Raw genomic sequence first — 18,669 nt, 5'->3', positions numbered from 1 at the left:
TCCCAGTGGATCCGGCGTCAGGGGGCGGGGGTGCAGCCGCAGGTCTCGCCGAGGACGAGGGTGGTCGGCAGGAGGACGTGGCGCACGGGGGCGTCGGCCAGGGTCTCGTCGAGGAGCTCGAAGGCGATGCGGGCCATCTCGCGGACGGGGACGGCGACGGTGGTGACGCGGACGCCGCCGAGCAGTGCCTCGCGGATGCCGTCGAAGCCGACGATCGCGAGCTCGGCCGGGACGCGGATCCCCTCCTGGGAGGCGGCGCGGAGGAGGGCGAGGGCGTGCTCGTCGGTGGTGGCGAAGACAGCCCGCGGGCGCTCGGTGCGCAGGATCGTGCGGAGGGCGGCCTCGGCCGAGACGCGATCCATCGGTACGCGGTGCAGGCGGCCTCCGGCGCCTTCCATCGCCTCCGCCCAGAAGCGGGCGCGGAGGCCCGAGGGGCCGAAGTCGTCGGGGCCGGTGACGCAGTGCACGTCCTCGTGGCCGTGGGAGAGCAGGTGCTCGACCGCGGCTCGCACGCCCTGCTCGTCGTCGAAGACGACGCTCGGCTCGGTGTCGGTGGGAGCCGCGGAGTGCAGGAAGACGCGCGGGGCGGTGTCAGCGGTGCTGGCGGGATCGATGGTGATCAGGAGGATGCCGGCGGTGCGGAGGTCGGCGAAGGTGCGCTCGTAGCCGCGCTCCACCTCCGGGTCGTACTCGGTGTTGCCGAGGAGGGTCAGCAGCGAGCGGCGGCGGGCCTCGTGCTCGATCTCGCGCGCCAGCTCGCCGAAGAAGGCGTTGGAGGAGTCGGGGACGAGCAGGCCGACGAGGTTCGAGCGGCCGACGCTGAGCGCCTCGGCGAGGGTGTTGCGGCGGAAGCCGAGCTCGGTGATGGCGGTCTCGACGCGGGCGCGGAGCTCGGGGGAGACGGGGCGCGGGCCGTTGTTGACGACGTAGCTGACGACGGTGGCGGAGGTGCCGGCCGAGCGGGCCACATCGGCGAGGGTGGGGCGCCGGGGGCGGGCTGACATCCGGTCAGCTTATGGGAGGGGGGATCTCGATACGCCCGCTGCGCGGGCTACTCGATCAGCATGATGTGCGCGGGATGCTCGGGATGTGCGATCAGCATGATCGGCGCGGGATGCTCGGTCGGCGTGATCGGTCCAGGCGGCGAATGTTTCACACGGGCGTAATAAACGGGCGGGTGGGGGAAACAGGGCGCGACTATGGTCACGCTAACCGCTTAGAACCGCCGACTCCCCTGGAGCGTCATGCACGCCACCCTCACCCCGTTGCGCCGCGCCGCGCTGCCCGCGACGGCGGCCGACGCGTCCGGTGACTCCCGGGTCGTCCGAGCGCTGACCCGCACCGCGTGGGCGCAGGCCGTGCTCCGCGCGGTCGCCGCGGCCTCCAACCTCTCCTTCGCGCACACCCGCGTCGCCGTGCTCGGGACCGGGCCGCTCGCCGTCGAGCTGGCGACCAGGACCGCCGCGACGGGCGCTCGCGTGATCGTCGTCGGCGACGACCCGCTCGCGCTGGTCGAGATCGCCCAGCTCGGGCTGACGGTGCAGGCGGCGCACTCGGCGGACCTGCGGGATGCGACGATCGCCTTCGCGACGGGAGAGCTGACGAGCCCGGTCACCGCGGCGCTGCTCGGCACCGGCGGTCCGCTTCTCCTGGTCGACGCGGCGGAGGAGCACCCGGCGGTCGCCGCGGCCACCGACCCCTCCTCCGGCCGCCCCGGGATCGACCGGATCGCGGACGCCGAGCGCGAGCTCTTCCTCCTCGTGGCGCGCGACGTCGCCGACGGCTCGGCCCGCCGCACTCGGGAGCAGCTGTCCGCGCGCTTCGCGGCCGCTGTCGAGGCCGCCCGGGAGCAGGATCCCTCGCCCCACGATCTGCACGAGCGCGCCGACCGTGCCCTCGCGCTGGAGCTGCTCCGATGACCGCGCCGATCCGGGACCCCTCGCTCTGGCGGCAGGGCCAGGACAAGATCGACTGGGCCGCGCGCTTCATGCCGGTGACCCGCGGGATCGCCGGACAGCTCCGCGAGAGCGGCACCGTGCGGGGCCTGCGGATCGGGCTGGTGCTCGTGCTCGAGCCCAAGACGGCGACCCTCGCGCTCGAGCTGGCGGCGGCCGGCGCGGACGTCAGCGTGATGTGCGGCGCCTCCAACACCCACGACGACACCGCGGCCGCCCTGCAGCACGCGGGGATCGCGGTCTTCGCCCGCTCGGACGCGAGCGCCGCCGACGACCGGGCGTTCGCGCTCGGGCTGCTCGACCGGCGCCCGGACATCCTGGTCGACGACGGCTCGTCGGTGACCCGGCTCGCGCACACCGACCGGCCCGCGGTCTTCGAGACCCTGCGCGGCGCGACGGAGGAGACCACGAGCGGCCTGCGCCCGCTCCGGGTGATGGAGCGCGAGGGCGCGCTGCGGATCCCGGTGCTCGCGGTCAACGACGCGCGCTGCAAGACGCTCTTCGACAACCGGCACGGCACCGGGCAGTCGACGCTCCTGACCATGCTCGACCTGCTCGCGACTCCGCTCGACAGAGCGCACGTCGTCGTCGCGGGCTTCGGACCTGTCGGCCGCGGGGTCGCCCAGCACGCCCGCGCGCTCGGCGCCCGCGTGACGATCGCGGAGGTCGACCCGGTCCGCGCACTCGAGGCGGTCTTCGCCGGCTACGACGTCGACGCGCTGGAGTCGGCGGCCCGCAGCGCCGACCTGCTGATCTCGGCGACGGGCATCGCGCACACCGTCGATGTGGAGCACCTGCTCGCCCTGCCGGAGGGGGCGGCCGTGGCCGTCTCGGGCGGCGTCGCGCAGGAGATCGCGATCGACGCGGCGCTCGCCGCGGGCGCGACCCGGCAGAGCATCGGCCACGCGCTGGAGAGCTTCACGCTGCCCAACGGCCGTTCGATCGTCGTGCTCGACGACGGCGGCTGCATCAACTGCACCGCCGGTGAGGGGAACCCGATCGAGATCATGGACCTGTCCTTCGGCGTCCAGGTGGCCGCCGTCGACCTGCTCGCGCGGGAGGCGGGGAGCCTCGCTCCGGCCGTGCACCTGCTCCCGCCCGAGGTCGACGACCGGGTCGCCCGCGCCAAGCTCGACGCGCTCGGTCTGCGGATCGACGCGCCGAGCAGCGCCCAGCGCGACTTCCTCGGCAGCTGGACCTCGACCGGCCGCCGGGCCGCGCCGCAGCGGGACGGAGCGCGCTCGTGACCGAGCTGCTGCGCCTGGACGGCGTCGGAGTGACCTACCGCAACGCCGAGCAGCCGTCGCTGGTCGACGCGAGCTTCTCGGTGTCGAGCGGGGAGGTCGTGCTGGTCGCGGGTCCGTCCGGCTGCGGCAAGAGCACGCTGCTGCGGGTGCTGAACGGACTGGTGCCGCGCTCGTACCGCGCCGAGGTGACCGGGCGGATCGAGGTCGAGGGGCGGGACGCGACTCCGCTCGCCCTGCGCGACATCTCGGAGGTCGTCGGCACGCTGCTGCAGGATCCGGGCAAGCAGGTCGTCGGGCACAGCGTGCTCGCCGAGATCGCCTTCGGGCTGGAGAACCGCGGGACGCCTCCCACCGAGATCCGCGAGCGCGCGCACCGGGTCGCCGAGCGGCTCGGGCTGACCGCGCTGCTGGCGACGCCGCCGCACGAGCTCTCCGGCGGGCAGCTGCAGCTCGTCGCCTTCGCGGGGATCCTCGTGCTCGATCCGCGGGTCATCGTCATCGACGAGCCGCTGGCGAACCTCGATCCCGACGCGGCCGACGTGCTGCTGCGGGCGGTGCGCGCCTACGTCGACGGCGGCGGGGCGGCCGTGATCGTCGAGCACCGCGTCGACGAGGTGCTCGCGCTCGAGCCGGACCGCGTCGTGTACCTGGAGGAGGGGCGGGTCGTCTACTCGGGCGGTGTCGCCGGCTTCCTCGAGGTCGCGTCGCCGGAGTCGGTGAAGCTGCCGTTCGAGGCGCTGCTCGCCGGCGCCGCGGGGGAGGAGTCGCCCGAGGAGGAGGCGCGTCCGGCCCCGGCCGGTGCCGCCCGCCTGCACTTCGACGGCGCCGAGCTCGGCTACGGCGCGCGGACGATCGTGGCCGCCGTGGACCGCCGCTTCCACGCGGGCGAGCGGGTGGCGATCCTCGGCCGGAACGGCGCCGGCAAGTCGACGCTGATGCGCGCGGCCGTCGGCCTCGTCGCGCCGACCCGCGGCCGGGTCCTGCTGGACGAGCGGCCGGTGCACGAGCTGACCGCGGCCGAGCTCGTCTCGACCTGCGGCTACCTCTTCCAGAACCCCGGCCAGGCGCTCTTCAGCGAGACGGTCGAGGCGGAACTGGCCTTCGGGCCGCGCAATCTCGGAGTGCCGGCGGAGGAGATCCCCGCGATCGCCGACGCCGCGCTGCGCGCCGTGTCGCTCGACGACGTGCCGGGGATCCTGCAGCGGCCGCCGCGCACGCTCTCCTTCGGGCAGCAGCGCCGGCTCGCCGTCGCGCTCGCCCTCACGCTGCGGCCGCGGACGCTGATCCTCGACGAGCCGACGGCGGGGCAGGACGAGCGCTCCTCCCGCCACTTCCTCGACGCGGTCTGGGCGATCGACGGGATCGACAGCGTGTACTTCATCACCCACGACGTCGACATGGCGCTCGCCCGAGCCGACCGCGTGGTGGTCGTCGACGGCGGCGGGATCGTCGCCGACGCCAGTCCCGCCGAGGTCGTGCACGACACGGCGCTCTGGCACGGCCCGGGCGTCGACCCCGGCCACTCCCGCGCGGTGCTGCGCGAGACCGACTTCGTGCGCGCCGCCCGGCGCCACGGACCCGCGAGCGGCCGCCTCCCGCGCCCGCTCGACCTCGCCCGGCGCCTCCGCCGTGCGCAGCAAGGCCCCGGCAGCACCCCCGACGCCGGACGCACCGCCGATCCCCGCAGCTCCTCTCCCTCCCTCGAAAGGACACACCCGTGACCGCCACCACCTCCACCGCCGCGAAGACCGGCCCCTGGGCCGTCTCCTCCCGCACGATCGTCTTCGGCGCCGTCGGCGCCGCCCTCTACGGCGCGCTCGGCGCCCTGAGCTTCGTGATCCCCGGGACGATGATCTCGATCCGCCCCGCGATCGCGATCATCCCCTTCGTGGGCCTGCGCTTCGGACCGGTCGCCGGCTTCTTCACCGGCGCCGTCGGCAACGCGATCGTCGACCAGATCATGGGCTACGGCTTCCTCACCTACTGGAACTGGAGCATCGCGAACGGCCTCGTCGGCCTGCTCGCCGGACTGATCGGCTACTACGCGAAGGAGCCGCGCACCACCGGCCGCCAGCTCGTCTGGGCCGCCGCCATCGCGGTCGCCGCGGTCGTCGTCGGACTGCTCTTCACCGCCACCGACTTCCTGTTCCTCGGCCAGACCTTCCAGTACTGGTTCTTCGGCTCCTACCTCCTGGCGATCCTCGCCACCGGCATCACCGCGGTGATCCTGGTGCCCGTGCTCGACCGGGTCTGGAAGCCGCTGCAGAACCTCGCCGGACGCTGACGGGCGCCCGGGATGGAGGTCTCGCCTCGATACCTCGGCGGTGACTCCTTCCTCGGCCGCCGGGATCCGCGTGTGCTGATCCTGGTGCCGGTGATGTTCGTCGTCACGGCCAGCCAGGTGCGCGATCTGCGCTGGATGGCGGCGCTCGCCGTGGTCGCCTTCGCGTACTACCTCAGCGCGCGGATCCCGTTCCGCGAGGTCCGCTCGAACTGGGCCGTCGTGGCCGTGTTCGTGCTGGTCTTCGCGGGGATCAACGGGCTCATCGTCGGCGCGACCGGCAGCGGCGAGCCGGAGGCCGGCGCGACGCTGTTCACGGTGCCGGTCGTCGGGCTGGCGATCACGGAGGGGGCGGTGTCGTACGCGGTCAACCTGCTGCTGCGCTTCCTCACGCTGGTCGCGGTCGGGTTCCCGCTCGCGTTCGCCATCCGCCCGGGAGACCTCGCGGTCGCGTTCGCGCGGCTCGGCGTGCCGGCCCGCTTCGCCTACGGCATCGACCTGACCTTCAAGTTCCTGCCCAGCGCGGCCTCGAACCTGCAGGAGACGGCCGCGGCCCAGCGGCTGCGCGGCTACGAGCGGACGCAGACCCGCAATCCGATCCGGCGCCTGCGCGAGGTCGCACCGCTGATGGTGCCGGTCACCATCACGTCGTTCGTGGACGCGGAGGACACGGTGGACGCCCTCGATCTGCGCGGCTTCGGGACGCGCAAGCGCACCTGGCTGCGGGAGATCCGGTACACGCCGGTCGACTGGACTGTGACGGGCGCGGCGGTGCTGCTGGCGGTCGCGGCGAGCACGGCGAGCCTCTCGGGACTGATGCCGTCGGCGTGGATCCCGTGAGCGGCGCGGTGTCGCTCGGGCGCGAGAGCGCCGGGAGCTCGACGTCGGTGCTCACCGTGCACAGCGCGCCGTGGGTGCTGCCGGTGGCGGGTGAGCTGGTGCGCGACGGGGCGGTCGCCGTGCGCGGCGAGCGGATCGTCGCGGTCGGGGCGCGGGACGAGGTGCTGGAGGGGCTCCGCGACGAGTCGCCCGCGGTGCGGGAGTGGCCGGGCGCGATCGTCCCGGGCCTCGTCAACGCGCACTCGCACCTGCAGTACACCTGCATGTCCGCGGTCGGCCGGGGCCGGTACGCCGGCTTCGAGGACTGGTCGCGCGCCTTCCAGGAGGTCTACGAGCAGCCGCACGACTGGGGCGCCTCGGCGGCCGCCGGGCTGGAGATCGCGGTCGCGACCGGGACGACGGCGATCGCCGACATCGTCACCGACCTCGACGCACTGCGCGTGCTCGAGGACGGCCGCGTACACGGCATCGCCTACTGGGAGCTGATGAGCCTCCTCGAGGACGACTGGCGCGGCAGCGGGCGCGCGATCACCGCCGAGCTGGTGCGCACCTCCGGCGTGACCCGGATCGGGCTCTCGCCGCACGCGCCGTACTCCCTGGACACCCCGGTGCTGAGCGACCTGACCGGGCTCTCGCAGGAGCTCGGCGTGCGCCGGCACCTGCACCTGGCCGAGTCGGCGTGGGAGGCGGAGTACACGATGCACGGCCGCGGCGACCTGGCGGAGCAGTGGCGCCGCTGGGGCTACGACGGCTTCCACCTGCTGCGCAACGGCGGCAGCGCGCTGCGGCCGGTGGCGTACGCGGAGACGATCGGGGCGCTCGGCGACGACGTGCACATCGCGCACGGGATCTACGTGGACGCGGACGATCGCGCGACGCTGCGGCGCACCGGCACCTCCGTCGCGCTGTGTCCGCGCTCGAACGCGGTGATCGGGCTCGACGAGGCGCCGGTCGCGGACTACCTGCGCGAGGGGAACGCGATCGCGGTCGGGACGGACTCGCTGTCGTCGACGCCGTCGCTCGACCTGCTCGGGGACGTGGCTGAGCTGTGCCGGATCGCGCGGGTGCAGGGGTACGCGGGGCGCGATCTGCACGCGCGGCTGCTCGCGGCGGCGACGCTCGGCGGCGCGCTCGCGATGGGGGCGGCGGAGTCGTTCGGCACGCTGGTGCCGGGGGCGCTCGCCGACCTCGCGGTGCTGGGCGTGTCGGGCTCTTCTTCCGACGACGTGCTCGCCGCCGTCGTCGAAGCCGGTGAGGGGACCGCCCTCGCCACGATCATCTCCGGGGAGGTCCGATGGCAGGCGCGGAGGTGAGCGGGTTCGTCGACCGGCTGAGCGTCGACGGGCGGGTGCTCGAGCGGGTGCGGCGGCCGGCGCTCGCCGAGACGATGGGGCTCGAGCCGCATCCCGAGGGCGGCTGGTACCGGCGGACGTGGGAGTCGCCGGAGCGGCTGACGCTCGTCAGTGCGGACGGCTCGGTGCGGGAGCGGCCGGCGGCGACGCTGATCGTCTTCCTGCTGCCGGCGGGCGAGGCGTCGGCCTGGCACCGGGTGTCCTCGGCGGAGACCTGGATCTGGAACGGGTCCGGCCGGGTGGCGCTGCAGTACGGCGGGCTCGGCGAGGAGCCGGAGGACGGCGAGACGGTCGTGCTCGGCTCGGCGTTCGAGGGGCTGCCGGTGCAGGCGCTGGTGCCGGCCGACGTCTGGCAGCGGACGCTGCCGTCGGCGGAGGACGCGCTGGTGAGCTGCCTGGTGTCGCCGGGCTTCGACTTCGCGGACTTCTCGATGCCGGAGTAGCGGCGGGCGGGGTCTCGAGACGCCGCTGCTGCATGCTCGGGTCTCGATACGCCCCTGCTGGGCTACTCGACCAGCACGGAGGGGGCCACTGCGCGGGCTGCTCGGCCAGCAGGGGAGGACCCGCTGCGCGGGCTGCCAGACCAGCATGTGCTGCGGACGGCTTGCCCAGAGGGTGCCATTGCATGCTGATCGAGTAGGCCGCGCAGCGGGCGTATCGAGATCCACCAGCGTCAGAAGGCGACTCTGCAGACCCGCCCTGCTGATCAACAGCGGGTCTCGATACGCCCCTGCGGGGCTACTCGACCAGCATGAAAATCGTGAGTAGCGGCGGCTGGACTGCTCGAGATGTCGGGAGGCATCGATTCCGTCAGCAGTGACGTGAACGCGTCATCGTTGTGCTTCAAGCGCCCCGAATTTCCCCGGCACGGTAAGAGGGTACCATCCTGGTATGCAGGTACGCCGCTGCCAACCGCGACAGCGGTCGTACCTCGACACCACGGGAGACGCACTCCTGGCGCACGACGACGATCGGCCGACGACCTCCGACGGTCGAAGCGCGGTGCACCGGCGGACGCTCGTCGCCGGAGGGGTCTGGACGGTGCCCGTCATCGCCCTGGCGACGGCGGCTCCGGCCGCATCGGCGTCTCCTGCGCCCTGCCCGTCGGTCACCGATTCTGCTCAGTGGCGACGCTACGACAACGGCTACGGCTATCACGGGGTGTCCGGCATCGAGGAGAAGAACGGCGCCGTCTTCTTCTACCAGCAGGCGGACGATTCGGGCTCCGCCGAGGGGTTCAACCTGGAGGTCTGGTGGGGGGCCAGGCTGCCGGTCGTCGCCCGGACCACCTACACCTTCCTCTACCGGGCCGGTGGCTCGTACGCACAGACCGGCAACGACAGGACTCGCGGTCCGCAGTACGCCCGGCTCGAGATCGACGACGTGCCCATCTCGCCGAACTACAGCACCGACACGAGTCAGTACGGCGACGTGCAGCTGACGAAGGACTTCTCGTTCGTCGACTACTCCACCCGGTGGACGGCGACCACCACGGGATCGGTTCAGCTCATGTGGCACTTCATCGTTCCCGGACGAAAAGGAGTGAGGACCGACGCGAACGACGACATCCGCATCACGCTGCCGATGATCGCCTGCTCGTAGAGGTGCCGAGCAGGCCGTGGGGCGGGCCTCTGCATGCTGATCGAGTAGCCCGCGCAGCGGGCGTATCGAGATCCACCGTGGCCTGGAGGGTGGGTCTCGATACGCCGCGTTCCGCGGCTACTCGACCAGCATGAGGTTCGCGGCCTGTGGCCGGTCGGCCGGCATGGAGCGCGCGGGCTGCGGCCGGTCAACCGGCATGGAGCGTGCGGGTTGCGGCTGGTCGGCGGGCAGGAAGCGCGCGTTCCGCGGCTGGTCGACCGGCAGGGGTGCGCGGACCGGGCGGGTATCGTGAGCCGCATCATGCCCGTCGACTCCGCCCTCGAGGCCTCCGGCTCCGGCAGACGCCTGCAGCGCCGGGTCGCCGAGGGGCTCGGGCGGGAGATCGCGTCGGGGGTCCGGGCGGCGGACTCGCAGATCGTGCCCGAGGAGATCGGCCGCCGGTACGACGTATCGCGCACGGTGGTGCGCGAGGCCTTCCGTGCTCTCGAGGCGCGGGGGATGATCCGGGCCAGGCCGCGCGCGGGGACGCAGGTCCAGCCGGAGAGCTCGTGGAACCTCCTCGATCCGGATGTGATCCAGTGGCGGGCGGCCGGGCCGGCGAGCGAGACGCAGCTGCAGGAGCTCCTCCTGCTGCGCGAGGCGGTCGAGCCCGCCGCGGCCCGGCTCTTCGCGACGAGCGGCCGGACCGCTGGGCAGCAGGAGCTGTCGGCCGCGGCGGCGGAGCTCGCCCTCGCGGCCGAGGCGCGATCGCTGCCCCGGTTCACGAGCGCGGACCAGAGCTTCCACCGGATCCTGGTCGAGGGGTCGGGCAACGCGGTGCTCGCCCAGCTGCTCGGCACCCTCGCCGCCGCGCTGGACAGCAGGTACGGCAGCGGCGTTCCGACCTTCACCGCCGCCACCGATCGAGCGGTCGACCAGCATCGGCGGCTGGCGGAGGCGATCGCGGCGGGGGACGCCGATCTCGCGGAGAACGCGGCGCGCACGCTCGTCCGCGACACCGCCGAGGAGATCCGGGCGACCGCGAGCAGCCGAGGGACGGCCTGAGCCGAGGCGGGCAGGGGTGCCCTCGGGCGCCGGCGGGATCACTCCGCGGGTGCGAGGCCCTCGTACGCGCGGCTGGGGATCTGCGTGGCGAGCTTGCCGCCGCTGACGTCGACGAGCGTGCCGGTGATGTAGCTCGCGGCGTCGCTGGAGAGGAAGCAGAGCAGGTCGGCGATGTCGTCGGGTGTGCCCCAGCGGCGCAGGCTCAGCGTGTCGAGGAGCCGCGCCTTCGCCGCCTCCGGCATGTCCGCGAAGCCGTTCATCGCGGTGGGGATCATGCCCGGCGCGTAGGCGTTGACGGTGATGCCCCACGGCCCGAGCTCGCCGGCGAGGACCCGGGTGAACTGCACGACGGCCGCCTTCGAGGCTCCGTAGGCGGCGGCGCCGATGCTCGGGACGATCGCGGCGAACGAGGCGGCGTTGATGATGCGGCCGCCACCGCGCGCCTTCATCACGGGGATGACGGCCTGCGAGACGAGGAAGGTGCCGCGGACATTCACGTCGAACGCGGCGTCCCAGCGCGACGGATCGAGGGACTCGACGGTGCCCTCGACGTTGATGCCGGCGTTGTTCACCAGGACGTCGACGTGGCCGAACCGCTCGACCACCGCGTCGATCGCCGCCCGCACCGACGCCGGGTCCGTGACGTCGCAGACGATCTGCTGCGCGTCGCCCGAGGGGGAGGGGAAGGCCAGGTCGAGGGCGGCGACCCGCGCGCCCTCCGCCAGGAAGCGGTCGACGATCGCGCGGCCGATGCCGCGCCCGCCTCCGGTGACCACGACGACCAGACCGGTGAGATCGATGAGCACGGCAGCCTCCTATTAGTATGATTAATCGATCGTCACCGTAGCATCGAAGGGCTGCCCCATGGACACCGAAGTCGCTCGCAGAGTCGCCTGGATCACGGGAGCCGGCTCCGGGATCGGGGCCGCGTCGGCCGAGCGCCTGGCGGCGTCGGGCTGGACGGTGGCGCTCAGCGGCAGGTCCCGCGAGCACCTCGACGCCGTCGCCGAGCGGATCGGCAGTGCCGGCGGGGACGCCCTCGTCGTCCCCCTCGACGTGAGCGACGGGGAGGCGGTGCCCGCCGCCAGGGACGCGGTGCTGGCAGCGACCGGCCGGATCGACGCGCTGGTCCTCGCGGCCGGGCTGAACTCCCCGCGGCGGACCTGGGGGGACCAGCGGCTGAGCGAGCTCGAGGAGATCGTGCGCACCAACCTGCTGGGGCCGGTGGGCGTCATCGACGCGGCGCTGCCCGAGCTGAGGGCGCACGCCGGCGCGGTCGTGCTGGTCTCCTCGTACTCGGCCTGGGCGTTCGCCCCGATCGCGGGGGTCGGCTACAGCGCGAGCAAGAAGGCGCTGGCCGAGATCGCCCGCACGCTGAACGCGCAGGAGGCCGCCTCCGGGATCCGCGCCTGCCACCTCTGCCCCGGCGACGTCGCGACGGACTTCCTCCGCCACCGGCCGCAGGTCCCGGATGATGAGGCCCGCGCCCGGATGCTCGCGCCGGACGACGTCGCCCGCGCGGTCGAGTTCGTCCTCGACTCGCCGGCCCACGTCCGCATCGACGAGATGGTGATCTCGCCGGTGTCGCAGCGCTGACGGGCTCCGGGCCTTCGTCGGCGACCGCTCGACGGTCGCGTTCGTGCCGGGCTGTGCCCGCGCGTCCGCGGACGGCCGACCCTGCTACTTCGGAGTCGGCTGCGTCTTCGGCTGGGCGGGAGACGCAGCCGACTTCCCGACGGAAGCACTGCTGCGGGTGACGTACCGGCCAGTGGTCGGGCTGATCCGCGCGCCGCTGACTCGGAAGCCGCCGTTGCCGAGGCTCTGGAACGAGTTGCTGCTGCTGTTCGTCATCGCTGTCTCCTTGTCCTTCGTTGATCGTAGTTGCGCGAGGCGGCTCACACGAGGGAGTCGCTCAGCCGTTCGCTCACCCTCCCTATGGTCGAGCGCCCCCCTAAGGGAGGCATCAAAACGGGCCCTCGCTCAGCTACATAAACCCGATACAGTCAAAATTGGCTCCGTTCCTCCAAGCTGTCGGTCCACGCGGTCGGTGGCGACTGACGTTCGTTAGCTGGCGCTGTTGCGGGCAAAAGACCCACATCGCGGAGCTTCCTGACTTCGGATGGCTGACCTTACCGATTTCTTAGCGCCGAAGTAGACACGGATGGCTGCGGATAGTGATTGGGTGCCTGTTCCTTCAGGATGACGAGCCACTATTCTCATGAGGTACTAGTCGTCAAGGGCGAAAGCACTGGGCAAGATGGATGCGAATTTGGAGAACCGGGATTGCGCTCGTCGTGATTTCATGGAAGTCTGCAGGTGGGGGTGGCAGTGAGTATCTCGATGGACGGCGTATACAGGCATATCCAGGACTTGTTTCAACGCGGCACTGTAATCATCATAGGCTCCGGCGCGTCTTGCGCTTACGGGTTGCCGAGTATGTCCGATTTGGCGCAACACCTTTTGGAGACGATCCCGGGAAAACTCCCGAGTGAAGACCAGCAATCTGAGCTTGAGTGGACACGTATTGCCTCGGCCTTGGCTGATCAAAGCGCACTCGAGACAGCGCTCGGGGTAAATCCGTTGCCCGACGCCCTCGTAGATTTGCTTATGACTGAGGTCGGCATCCGAGTGGCTCGGTCGGAAGGTGCCGCGATTGCAAACATTTTCGGGAGCGAAATTTCTCCTTTTGGTCGACTTTTTGGACATATCTTGCGCTCTGCGCAGATTGTTGACGTGGTGACGACAAACTACGATCGCCTAATCGAGGTTCAAGCTGCGCGGGCAGGGATACGTGTGGACTCGATGTACTACGGACACACCGTCGGCCGTCTCAATGCAGAGCTCAGTCGGGACGAGCTTTTGATGACAGGCACCTCGATTGTGAGAAGCTCACGCACTGTCCTATTACGACCTCGACCTCATATTCGCTTATCAAAGCCCCATGGAAGCCTTGACTGGTTCGAACAGGGAGGGGATTACTTTCGAACCGACCTTGCAATACCCGGTTCACGTCAGATCATTGCGCCCGGAGGCAATAAGTATCGGCTCGGATATGAGGTGCCATTTGACCAGCAAAGACAGCGAGCAAATCAGGCAATCGATGCGGCGGCTTCACTACTGACCGTGGGTTACGGATTCAATGATGAACATCTCCAAACTCACTTAGAGAGAAAATTCTCACAAGTTCCGGCAGTTGTGATAAGTCGAACACTTACTGAGAACGCTAGGGCCTACCTGCAATCTAGCTCAAGAGCAATCGGAATTGAAGCACTCGGCGATGGGTCGAGGTGTGTAGTAAGTGCTGCTGACGATAGTTTGGAAATTGATCTCCCGTTATGGGATCTTAACCACCTTGCAAGGGAAGTGCTTAGTATATGAGTGAACGAAGTCTTGACTTCCCGGATGAAGCAATCCTAGGGCGCACGTTTCGGGTAGACACGTCAAGCGTTTGGGCTGAGGCTGTCGATCATGACCGCCTCACAAGGATCAGCGTGGGCAGCCTGATCGCGTTTCAAGGGTCCAGTGCATCGGAATACTTAATAGGAATGCTCGACCGCGTCACGCGGGACCTTCAGGAGGATTCTCTGCTAGAGGATGTAGGAGTGGAGGGCGAGGTCCCGCTAGAAATACGCCAAAGGGATCTGCTCCGAGTTGTTCTATTAGGTACCTATCGCCGTGTCGACGGAATCAAGGTCGATACATTCAAGCGTGGTGCCGATAGTTACCCGCTCGTCGAGTCCAATTGCTGGGTTCTAGAAGGGCAAAATCTTCAGCGTCTTATGGGGCTTCTTGCAAGTCAGTTAGATCCCGAAAAAAGGCTGCGGCTCGGCACATTCGTTGCCGATCCGACTGCACAAGCGATAGCAGACGGTGATCGCCTCTTTCAGCGGCATGCAGCGTTACTCGGTAGTACGGGCTCAGGAAAGAGTTGGGCCGTCGCACTTATCCTTGAGCGCGCAAGAGCTCTTGCTCATCCAAATCTTGTTGTGTTCGATATGCACGGCGAGTATGCACCGTTAACAGATGGCGAAAACGCGATTGGCCGCGCTTTTCATATTGCGGGACCTGGACAAGATCACGAAGACGAATTGGCGCTTTATCTTCCATGGTGGCTTTTAAATCAGGAGGAAATGCAGGCTCTGTTGCTGGACCGCTCTGAGGAGAATGCTCCGAACCAGGCTGCTAGGCTTGCGCACCACGTGAAGGCCTTGAAGCAGGAGCGCTTACTCGAAGAAGGGCGGTCTGACTTAGCAGCCAAATTCACCGTTGACAGCCCGGTCGCCTACGAGCTTAATAAACTCATAGACCGCCTTGCTGCTGATGATACTGAGATGGTCCCGGGCGCATCAGCTGGGCGGGAAAAGCAGGGTCCGTTCTACGGGCGTCTCACTCGACTCGTGAGCCGGATGAAAGCGAAGGTCAGCGACCGCCGCTATGGCTTTATGTTTGATCCGCCGGTTGCTCATCAGGAATACGATTGGTTGCACGCTTTCGCAGCGCACTTGTTGGGAACCGAGCCAGGAATCAAAATAATAGACTTCAGCGAGGTGCCGAGCGATATCCTGCCAATAGTGGTCGGAGTCCTAGCTCGGGTGCTCTACGAAATTCACTTTTGGACGGCGGAAGAGAAGCGGACACCAATCACTTTGGTGTGTGATGAGGCGCATCTTTATCTGCCTGCTGGGCAGGCTGGCGCCGCCGACCAGCGTGCGCTTGATGTCTTCGAGCGAATCGCGAAGGAGGGACGTAAGTACGGTATATCGCTGCTTGTTGTGAGTCAGCGTCCATCCGACGTGAGCCGAACCGTGCTGTCGCAGTGCAATAACTTCATCGCCCTTCGCTTGACCAACGACCAGGATCAGGCGGTCGTAAAACGACTCATGCCGGACAGTATGGAAGCCCTTACCTCGGCGTTACCGTTGCTAGATGTTGGTGAGGCCCTCATATTGGGCGACGCTATTATCCTGCCGACAAGAATTCGGCTCGACCCTCCCAAAGTAAAACCGACAAGTGCCACGAAGAATTTCTGGACTGACTGGAACACCTTAGAAGCCGAGGTTGATTCTCTTTCAGTCGCGGTGGAGGCGATGCGTGCACAATCTCGAAGGTAGGAATAAAGAAGGTATTCGGAGATGAGCGACCAATCGGAACCCAGTGGTATCGACTCGGTTGGACCGCCGCCGGCAGGGTCGACTCCGGCGGAAACTGTAGAGCACTACCTATCGGGCTACGAGGCCGAGTTCAAGAAGGCCCGGAGGACCGTTAAAAGGAGATCGTCCGCCGTCACGATCGCTGCGTCTGTTTTGACCGGTCTCGTAGCAGTGCTCGGTTGCATCAGTGCAGTTTTAGCGACCGATTGGATAAGTGGCGGAGTTGCGGTTGGAACGACCCTATCGTCTGCGACTATCGCCGTTTTATTAGCTTGGAACGAGCATTTTCATCACCGCGAGCTGTGGATTCAGCGGTCAGCGGTGCTTGCAGACGTAAACTCTGTGCGACGGCGGTTTGCGGCACGATCGGCGCGGCCGTGGTACAAGCGTCGCACCGAGGCTGTTGATTCTAAAGAAGCACTAGATGAACTCGACAGCATCCTCAAAGACGACATCCGCACGTGGACCTCGATACAGGGAAATTAGACCGCTTCCTCACCTGACAATCGGCGGCAATCACGCAGTTTCATTGTGCTCTAAAGCGTAAGCCTTTGACAAGTGGCTTTGAGCCGAACTGCGCTATTATCTCGCATACTGGTCGAGATGAGTGGCCTAACTACTCTAGATAGTGCCTTTGGGCGTTGATCGATACCGGCGTGTAGCTATGGGAGGACCGACTAAGTGCCCTGGCGTCAGCCGGAGGACTCGCGGGGGACGAGGCGCACGGGCATGGAGCGGACGCCGGGCGTCGCGCGTCCGTGGATGGCGTGGGAGAGCTCCTCGGCGGCGGCGCGGCCGAGGGCCTCGAGCTGCATGTCGATACTGGTGAGCGGGGGGCGGGCGGCCTCGACGAGGAGGTCCCAGTTGTCGAAGCCGACGACGGCGACGTCGCGCGGCACGGGGTGCCCGCTCTCGCGCAGGTGGTCGAGGGCGCCGCGGGCGATCTGGTCGCTCGCGCAGATGATGGCGTCGAGATCGGGGTGCGCGGCGAGCAGCGACTCGGCGCACTGGCGGCCCCAGCTCTCCGACCACTGGCCGTAGAGCACGTCGCCGCCGACCAGCGGGAGGCCCGCCTCCGTCAGCGCGCGCTCGACGCCGCGGGCGCGGTCGTGCGCGGCGGTGTAGCTGGGCTCCCCGTTGATCAGCGCGATGCGCGTGCGCCCGCGCTCGATCAGGTGGCGGGCCGCGAGCACGCCGGCGAGCGTGTTGTCGGGCGTGAAGGAGGAGTCGCGCTCGTCCTCGGAGGGTGCGTAGGCGTAGACGACCGGGACGGGGATCGTCGCGGTGATCGACGGCCGCGGGTTGGTCGTCCGGCCGAGCACGACGATCCCGTCGACGCGCTTGGCCAGCAGGTTCTTGATGTGGTGCTGCTCGCGGATCGAGTCGCCGCGGGCGTCGCAGAGGAACACCGAGGTGGAGCCGGCGCCGAACGCGTCCTCGGCGCCCAGCAGCACGGGCAGCACGAAGCGGTTGTCGAGGTCGTTGGTGAGCATCCCGATCGTGCCGGTGCGGCGCGAGTTGAGGGCCTGCGCGAACGGGTTCGGGGTGAAGGAGAGCGCGGCGGCGGCGTCGAGCACCTTCTGGCGGGTCTCGGCGCGGACCTGGTCGCGGCCGTTCAGTGCCTTCGACGCGGTGGCGATCGAGACGCCGGCCTCGCGGGCGACGTCGGTCAGCGTGATGGTGCCCGTGGGCTTGCGCGGCGCGATGACGTCCTCCTTCCGCGGGACGCCGGTGCGCCCTGGACGATCCTCGCACAGGATCCCGCGAACCGAAAACACCGAAAACGCGACAACTCTTGACTCGACCTTCCCGCCCTGTCTACTTTGAACCCGCAGAAAGTAGTTTCGGTCCGGCGGTCGCCGAGACCGGCCAGCACCACCCGTCAACGACGAAGGGAACATCCGCGATGAAGAGGAAGCACACTCGGGGCCTCGCCGCCGCCGTCCTGCTCGGGACCGCAGCCGCAGCACTGACCGGCTGCGCGGGAGGCTCGGGAGGCGACTCCTCCGCCGCCGGCGGCACCTACACCTTCTGGGACCCGTACCCCCAGTTCGACGAGTCGTCCGACTGGGCGCAGCTCATCGACTCGTGCGGCACCGAGGCCGGCGTCACCGTCGAGCGGACCGGCTACGACACCACCGACCTGACCAACAAGGCGCTCCTCGCCGGGCAGCAGGGCAGCTCGCCGGACATCCTGCTCGTCGACAACCCGGTCGTCTCCACGCTCGCCGAGTCGGGCATCCTGACCACCACCGCCGAGAACGGCCTCGAGACCGGCGACATCGACGCCAACATCCTGGCCGCGGGCGAGGTCGGCGGCGACACCTTCGGCGTCCCGATCGGCGCGAACACGCTGGCGCTGTACTACAACAAGACCGTGCTGGCCACGGCCGGCGTCGACGTCTCCTCGATCACCGACTGGGCGAGCCTCACCGCCGCGCTCGAGAAGGTCACCGCCTCGGGCGGCAAGGGCATCACGTTCTCGGGCATCGGCACCGAGGAGGGCACCTTCCAGTTCCTGCCCTGGTTCTGGGGCTCCGGCGCCGAGCTGACCGAGCTCGACTCGGACGCCGCCGTGGACGCGGTCTCGCTCTGGACCGACTGGCTGGAGAAGGGCTACGCGCCCAACTCCGTGATCGGCAACACCCAGACCACCAGCTGGCAGGAGTTCGAGACCGGCGAGTACGCCTTCGGCGAGAACGGCACCTGGCAGCTCGCGAACGCCAAGGCCTCCGGCATCGACTACGGCATCCTCACCATCCCCGCGAAGGACGGCGGCTCGGCCCCCGCGCCGACCGGCGGCGAGTTCCTCACCCTGCCCGTGCAGAAGGACGAGGCGCGCTACGAGACGTCGACCGCGATCGCCGAGTGCCTCACCTCGACGGACAACCTGGTGACGACCGATGACACGCTGTCGTACATCGCCCCGACGGCCGCCGCGCAGGAGGCGCAGGTCGCCGGGAACGCCGACCTCGAGCCCTGGGTCGAGGCCGTCCAGGCCGCGAAGGGCCGCACCTCGGACGACCTCGGGACGAAGTACCCGAAGATCTCCGAGCAGCTCTGGTCCGCGGTGCAGACCGCGCTGAGCGGCTCGCAGTCGCCGGCCGACGCGCTGAAGGCGGCGCAGTCGGCGGCCGAGTCCGCGACGCAGTGATGAGCGGTGTGGAGCCCCTTGCCGATCGAGCAGTCCGCTCTGCG

At 69.1% G+C, this 18,669-nt stretch carries 19 protein-coding genes; 14 read left to right on the top strand and 5 right to left on the bottom strand.

All coding sequences use genetic code 11. From position 1 onward, the window contains the following. Positions 1-17 precede the first annotated feature (17 nt). On the bottom strand, positions 18-1,004 hold the full coding sequence (locus MT353_RS14510) for a LacI family DNA-binding transcriptional regulator (RefSeq protein WP_243624961.1): 987 nt from the start codon (positions 1,002-1,004) through the stop codon (positions 18-20). Between the two features lie 47 nt (positions 1,005-1,051). Beyond that, positions 1,052-1,207 carry a hypothetical protein gene (locus MT353_RS14505; RefSeq protein ID WP_243624960.1) on the bottom strand — a complete coding sequence of 52 codons (156 nt, stop codon included), beginning with the start codon at positions 1,205-1,207 and terminating at the stop codon, positions 1,052-1,054. 37 nt (positions 1,208-1,244) lie between these two features. Between MT353_RS14505 and MT353_RS14500 the strand changes: the two genes are divergently transcribed. The 9 genes from MT353_RS14500 (at position 1,245) to MT353_RS14460 (ending at position 10,321) form a co-directional block, all read left to right on the top strand. Continuing rightward, entirely contained in the window at positions 1,245-1,919 is a 675-nt protein-coding gene (locus MT353_RS14500; RefSeq protein ID WP_243624958.1) for a hypothetical protein, read from the top strand. Then, entirely contained in the window at positions 1,916-3,202 is a 1,287-nt protein-coding gene (locus MT353_RS14495) for an adenosylhomocysteinase (protein ID WP_243624956.1), read from the top strand. Before MT353_RS14500 ends, MT353_RS14495 begins: the two co-directional genes overlap by 4 nt. Continuing rightward, complete coding sequence (locus MT353_RS14490; RefSeq protein WP_243624955.1) at positions 3,199-4,923, top strand: ABC transporter ATP-binding protein; 1,725 nt, start codon at positions 3,199-3,201, stop codon at positions 4,921-4,923. Before MT353_RS14495 ends, MT353_RS14490 begins: the two co-directional genes overlap by 4 nt. Beyond that, positions 4,920-5,486: an ECF transporter S component gene (locus MT353_RS14485; protein ID WP_123447291.1), complete on the top strand. Its 567-nt coding sequence runs from the start codon at positions 4,920-4,922 to the stop codon at positions 5,484-5,486. The genes MT353_RS14490 and MT353_RS14485 overlap by 4 nt, the downstream gene beginning before the upstream one ends. A 12-nt stretch (positions 5,487-5,498) precedes the next feature. Beyond that, positions 5,499-6,323: an energy-coupling factor transporter transmembrane protein EcfT gene (locus MT353_RS14480; RefSeq protein WP_123706136.1), complete on the top strand. Its 825-nt coding sequence runs from the start codon at positions 5,499-5,501 to the stop codon at positions 6,321-6,323. Then, on the top strand, positions 6,311-7,636 hold the full coding sequence (locus MT353_RS14475) for an amidohydrolase family protein (RefSeq protein WP_308197528.1): 1,326 nt from the start codon (positions 6,311-6,313) through the stop codon (positions 7,634-7,636). Before MT353_RS14480 ends, MT353_RS14475 begins: the two co-directional genes overlap by 13 nt. Next, complete coding sequence (locus MT353_RS14470) at positions 7,633-8,118, top strand: cupin domain-containing protein (protein WP_243624951.1); 486 nt, start codon at positions 7,633-7,635, stop codon at positions 8,116-8,118. Before MT353_RS14475 ends, MT353_RS14470 begins: the two co-directional genes overlap by 4 nt. Positions 8,119-8,566: 448 nt before the next feature. Continuing rightward, the gene (locus MT353_RS14465) at positions 8,567-9,277 is read left to right on the top strand and encodes a hypothetical protein (protein WP_243624950.1); all 711 of its coding nucleotides are present in this window, start codon (positions 8,567-8,569) and stop codon (positions 9,275-9,277) included. 300 nt (positions 9,278-9,577) lie between these two features. Then, the gene (locus MT353_RS14460; protein ID WP_243624948.1) at positions 9,578-10,321 is read left to right on the top strand and encodes a FadR/GntR family transcriptional regulator; all 744 of its coding nucleotides are present in this window, start codon (positions 9,578-9,580) and stop codon (positions 10,319-10,321) included. Positions 10,322-10,359: 38 nt separating this feature from the next. Here the strand turns inward: MT353_RS14460 and MT353_RS14455 are convergent, their stop codons facing one another. Beyond that, on the bottom strand, positions 10,360-11,127 hold the full coding sequence (locus MT353_RS14455) for an SDR family NAD(P)-dependent oxidoreductase (RefSeq protein WP_243624947.1): 768 nt from the start codon (positions 11,125-11,127) through the stop codon (positions 10,360-10,362). A gap of 58 nt (positions 11,128-11,185) precedes the next feature. Here MT353_RS14455 and MT353_RS14450 point away from each other — a divergent pair, with 58 nt between their 5' ends. Beyond that, positions 11,186-11,917, top strand: coding sequence for an SDR family oxidoreductase (locus MT353_RS14450; RefSeq protein ID WP_243624945.1), 732 nt, complete (start codon positions 11,186-11,188; stop codon positions 11,915-11,917). 84 nt (positions 11,918-12,001) lie between these two features. Here the strand turns inward: MT353_RS14450 and MT353_RS14445 are convergent, their stop codons facing one another. Next, positions 12,002-12,172, bottom strand: a complete 171-nt coding sequence (locus MT353_RS14445) for a hypothetical protein (RefSeq protein WP_159423922.1) — start codon at positions 12,170-12,172, stop codon at positions 12,002-12,004. Positions 12,173-12,661: 489 nt separating this feature from the next. Between MT353_RS14445 and MT353_RS22140 the strand changes: the two genes are divergently transcribed. The 3 genes from MT353_RS22140 (at position 12,662) to MT353_RS22135 (ending at position 15,957) form a co-directional block, all read left to right on the top strand. Next, positions 12,662-13,699 carry an SIR2 family protein gene (locus tag MT353_RS22140; protein ID WP_374204713.1) on the top strand — a complete coding sequence of 346 codons (1,038 nt, stop codon included), beginning with the start codon at positions 12,662-12,664 and terminating at the stop codon, positions 13,697-13,699. Positions 13,700-13,923: 224 nt separating this feature from the next. Then, positions 13,924-15,432, top strand: coding sequence for an ATP-binding protein (locus tag MT353_RS14440; protein ID WP_243624944.1), 1,509 nt, complete (start codon positions 13,924-13,926; stop codon positions 15,430-15,432). 21 nt (positions 15,433-15,453) lie between these two features. Beyond that, a complete protein-coding gene (locus MT353_RS22135) occupies positions 15,454-15,957 on the top strand; it encodes an SLATT domain-containing protein (protein ID WP_159423919.1) in 504 nt (167 codons plus the stop codon). Positions 15,958-16,163: 206 nt separating this feature from the next. Here MT353_RS22135 and MT353_RS14435 read toward each other — a convergent pair whose 3' ends face one another. Beyond that, positions 16,164-17,249: a LacI family DNA-binding transcriptional regulator gene (locus MT353_RS14435; RefSeq protein WP_308197347.1), complete on the bottom strand. Its 1,086-nt coding sequence runs from the start codon at positions 17,247-17,249 to the stop codon at positions 16,164-16,166. A 128-nt stretch (positions 17,250-17,377) separates the two neighbouring features. Between MT353_RS14435 and MT353_RS14430 the strand changes: the two genes are divergently transcribed. Continuing rightward, a complete protein-coding gene (locus tag MT353_RS14430) occupies positions 17,378-18,625 on the top strand; it encodes an extracellular solute-binding protein (RefSeq protein ID WP_243624942.1) in 1,248 nt (415 codons plus the stop codon). Positions 18,626-18,669: the final 44 nt, after the last annotated feature.

Origin of the sequence: Rathayibacter sp. VKM Ac-2927, assembly GCF_022815525.1 — a bacterium.
Lineage (GTDB): Bacteria > Actinomycetota > Actinomycetes > Actinomycetales > Microbacteriaceae > Rathayibacter > Rathayibacter festucae.
Note: the sequence above shows the minus strand (reverse complement) of the source record. Positions and strands in the feature narration are given on the sequence as shown.